This window comes from uncultured Pigmentiphaga sp., assembly GCF_937950555.1.
Taxonomy (GTDB): domain Bacteria; phylum Pseudomonadota; class Gammaproteobacteria; order Burkholderiales; family Burkholderiaceae_B; genus Pigmentiphaga.
In genome coordinates this window covers 1-4,193 of the sequence record NZ_CALFCW010000079.1, presented here as the reverse complement: position 1 = coordinate 4,193, position 4,193 = coordinate 1, and the positions used below count along the sequence as shown (strand labels likewise).

Annotated in this window: 3 protein-coding genes; all 3 read right to left on the bottom strand. The window is 64.1% G+C overall.

What is annotated here, in order from left to right:
• Positions 1-111: 111 nt before the first annotated feature.
• Complete coding sequence (locus Q0319_RS19260; RefSeq protein ID WP_299455274.1) at positions 112-1,548, bottom strand: enoyl-CoA hydratase/isomerase family protein; 1,437 nt, start codon at positions 1,546-1,548, stop codon at positions 112-114.
• A 58-nt stretch (positions 1,549-1,606) separates the two neighbouring features.
• A complete protein-coding gene (locus Q0319_RS19255) occupies positions 1,607-3,289 on the bottom strand; it encodes a thiamine pyrophosphate-binding protein (protein WP_299455272.1) in 1,683 nt (560 codons plus the stop codon).
• 35 nt (positions 3,290-3,324) lie between these two features.
• Positions 3,325-4,193, bottom strand: an 869-nt coding sequence (locus Q0319_RS19250) for a tripartite tricarboxylate transporter substrate-binding protein (RefSeq protein ID WP_299455270.1), incomplete at its 5' end; no start/stop codon positions are given.

Here is a 4,193-nt window from a genome sequence, read left to right as displayed (position 1 = left end):
ACGGCGTCCCGGCCACCTTCGCAGCCCAGCCATTGGCCGTCGATATAGAGCTTGAGTTCGGGTGCTTCCATTGTCATGACTGCCCCTCCTCGGGCGGATCGTCGGACGCCGTCAGAGCTTGCGCTGCTGGGCGTTCCAGTTTTTCTCGAGGTTCCTGATGAGGTCGTCGCTCAGGTGGCAGAAGGCCTGTTCCCGGGCGTAGATCACCATGTACTGCCGGAGCGCTTCCATGGATTCCGTCTGCGCCCGCAACGCCTTGCGGTTGGCACTGATGCTGACCATGCCGGCGCCAAGGGCGTTGGATGCGCAGCGCGTCACGGCGGCCTCGATCTCTTCCGGCGCGACGACTTCGCTGACGATGGTCCGGCCTTCAGGCGTCTCCACCTTGAAGAGCTTGTCGAACATGATGGCTTGGCGCGCCAAGGATTCACCGGTGAAGCGCGGCAGGCGAAGATTCGCGAGGCCGGGGATGATGCCTTCCTTGCGCGCCGGCAAGCTGAAGAAGGAGCCGGTTTCGGCGATGACGTAGTCGGCCACGAGCAGCAATTGGCAGCCGCCGCCGATCGCGAAGGTTTCAACCACCGCGACCCAGGGCTTCTCGACGGTGGTTTCCGGTTCATCTAGCGGAACGTCGAGGCTGTCCGGTCCCGGTGGAAGAATGCCGCGATGCACCTTGTTGAAGAATCCGAGGTTCTTGGTCAGGAAGCCGAGATAGGATTTCTTGCCGTGGTAGATGTGCGTCAGGTTGATGCCGGCCGAGAAAACGCGCCTGCCTGCGTATTTGGGGTGGTCCACCACGCCCCCGCGCATGACGCCCATGCGCAATTCGGGATGCAACAGGATGAGGTCGGTGGCGATTTCGAACGGCACCATCGTGGTGTCGTCCTCGGCATTCAGGTAACGCAGGTTCTGGAAAGTGAGGTAGCCGGCCTGCTCTTTGGCTTCCACCAACGCCTTGTCCAGCTGTACCCGGCCCGTCTTGCGGAATTCGTCCAGGTACTCGAAGGATTGCGGCAGCGGCCTGAGCATGGCGCGGATCAGATGCGACCCGATGGCGCGATCCCGGAATAGGTGGCTAAAGAAAAGGCCCTGGTTGATTTCCAGCCCGTCCTTGTCTTTTTGCAGCAGCTCGCTTTCGGCGCGCAGTTCATCCTCGGTGGGCAGGATGCCCGGCAGGCGTTCGGCAGCCCTCCATGCCAGTTCGTCTACACGCAAAGAGCGCGTGCCGTTGTTCGTCAGTTCCCGGTAGACGGGTTGGGCATGGTGGCGGAAGAAGCGCCACGAGGCATCCGCCAGCAGATGGAAAATGACGTGCCCGGCATCTTTCTGTGTTGCGTCCCGTTCCGACTTGCGGGGCAGGTGGGCAAGCAGCTCGCGTCCTTGCCGGCAGATGGTCTGCACCGGAACCAGGTCCGCGTCCAGGGATTCGGGCGCGGTGCGCGCTTCCCATGCCCGGACGCTTTGCAGGAAGATGGTAACCGCCTCGCGTGGCAGCCCTGCCGCTTCCATGCGTGGCTGGCGTTCGTTCAATGGTATGTGTTCGATCATGACGTGCTCCATGCTGAAGAAGTGAATCGACGCGTCGGATGTCCGGCCCGGCGTGGGCTCAACCGCGCTGCTCACTCTTGCGGCGCAGTGCGGACAATGTCGTACGCGGGGTAATGGCCTCGGGATCGATGCGCAGTTCGATCAGAGCCCCGCACGGGGAATCCAAGGCCTTCTCGAAGCAAGCGGCGAAATCTGCCGTCCGGGCCACGGTATGGCCTTCGATGCCATAGGCCGCGGCAAGCGCGGCAAAGTCAGGGTTCTCAAGGGTCGTGCCGAAGACCCGCCCTGGGTAGTGGATCTCCTGGTGCATGCGTATGCTTCCGTACATGCCGTTGTTGACCACGATGAAAATGATGGGCAGGCCGTATTGACGCGCGGTTGCCAGTTCCTGGCTGTTCATCAGGAAACAGCCGTCGCCCGCGAAGCAGATGACGCGCCGCCCGGGATGGACCAGGGCGGCCGCGCACGCAGCGGGGATGCCATAGCCCATTACGCCGCTGGCAGGCGCGAGCTGCGTGCGGAAGCCGCGGTAGGTATAGAACCTGTGTATCCAGCCCGTGTAGTTGCCGGCGCCATTGGTCACGATTGCATCCGCCGGCAGCCGTTCGCGAAGATGGGCGATGACTTCCGAAAGGTTCAATTCGCCGGGCATGGGCGTGGGGGCGAGCGTGGCGCGATAGTCGGCGTTGGACTCCCGCAGCCATTCGGTCCAGGCCGGCTCGGTCGGTGCATCCAGCCGGCCGGCCGCTTCGGCGAATGCTTCCATGCTCGCATTGATGGCGAGCTCAGGCCGGTAGACTTTTCCCAGTTCGCCGATGTCCGGATGGACGTGGATGAAGCGCGCGTGCATGTTCGGCACGCCGAGCAGGGGGTAGCCGGCCGTCGTCGTCTCCCCGAGCCTCGCGCCAACCGCGATGATGAGGTCAGCTTCGCGTATTCGCGCGGCCAAGCGCTCGGAAATGCCCACGCCTATGTCTCCTGCATAGTTGGGGTGCGTGTTGTCGAACAGGTCCTGGCGCCGGAAGGCCGTGCCGACGGGAAGGTGGAATCGTTCGGAGAAGGCCTGGATGTCGCTGCAGGCGCGCGCGTTCCATCCACCGCCCCCGAGGATCAGGAAGGGCTTGCGCGCCTCGCCCAGCATCTCGCGCAACCTCTGCATGTCAGCGGGGCCGGGTTGAGGCTGTACCGGCAGGAACGGCCGGGTGTCCTCCACCTCCAGTTTCTGGTAGAGCACGTCCTCGGGCAGGCCGATCACCACCGGCCCGGGACGGCCGGAGACGGCCGTATGAAATGCCCGGCTCATCATTTCGGGCAGCCGGGCCAGGTGGTCGATCTGGGTGACCCACTTGGCCATGGACCCGAACATCGCGCGAACGTCGATCTCCTGCCAGGCTTGGCGCTCCAGCAGGCCGGTTCCGACCTGGCCCACCAATAGAATCATCGGTGTCGAATCCTGGGCTGCGGTATGTACCCCGATGCTGGCGTTGGTGGCGCCCGGGCCGCGCGTCACCAGGCAGATTCCCGGCTTGCCGGTCAGCTTGGCGTAGGCTTCGGCCATGTGCGCGGCGGCGCCTTCCTGGCGGCAAATGACCGTGCGGATGACGTCGCGGGCGCCGTGCAGCGCGTCCAGCGCAGGCAGGAAGCTTTCTCCCGGCACGCAGAAGGCATGGTCCACGCCATGGACCTTGAGGGCATCGATCAGGATTTGTCCCCCGCTACGCAGGGATGAATCGCGCGACATCGGCTTGGCTCCGGATTCGACGGGTTGGTGGGGAATCACTGCGCGGTGGCGCCGGACTCCTTGATGACTTTCGACCAGCGCTGCGCTTCGGCCTTGACGTGTGCGGACATCTCTTCGGGCGTGCTGGGCCAGGGCTCCAGGCTGGCCCCTTTGAGCTTCTCCGCGAACTCGGGGTCGGTGAGCACGGCGTTCAGTGCCTGGTTCATGCGCGTGATCACGTGCTTGGGCAAGCTAGCTTGCCCGACCATGCCGAACCAGACGCTGGTGGTCAGGGCCGGGTATCCGGCTTCGGTGACGGTGGGAATGTCTGGAAGCTGGAACCAGCGCTCCTTGGAGGTCACGGCGATGGGCCGTACCTTGCCGGCGCGTATCTGGGGCAGCAGTTGGGGAAGGTTGTCGGTGTTGAACTGGACTTCGCCTGCTACCAGGGCTTGCATGGCCGGCCCGTTGCCGCGGTAGGGGACGTGCAGGATGTCTATTTGGGTGAGCGTCTTGATGAGCTCGTTCAGCAAGTGGCCGGTGCTGCCTATGCCCGCGCTGGAGTAGGCCAGCTTGCGCGGGTTGGCCCGCGCATGGTCGATCAGCTCGCCCAGCGACTTTACCGGCAGCGACGGCGCGACCACGATGGCGTTAGGCGTTTGCGTCGCCAGGCCGATGGAGACGAAATCTTTTTCCGCGTCGTAGCCTAGGTCAGTCTTGTAGAGATACGGATTGATGGACAGTTGAGACGGCGTGATCATCATGAAGAAGTGATCGTCGGGCGCCGATTTCGCGAAGTAGGCTGCCCCCACGGAGCCGGCTGCGCCGCCGCGGTTTTCCACCACGACGGGTTGGCCGAGGACTTGCGACACCTTCTGCGAGATGAGGCGCGTGGCGATGTCGGTCGAGCCGCCCGCGGCGTAGG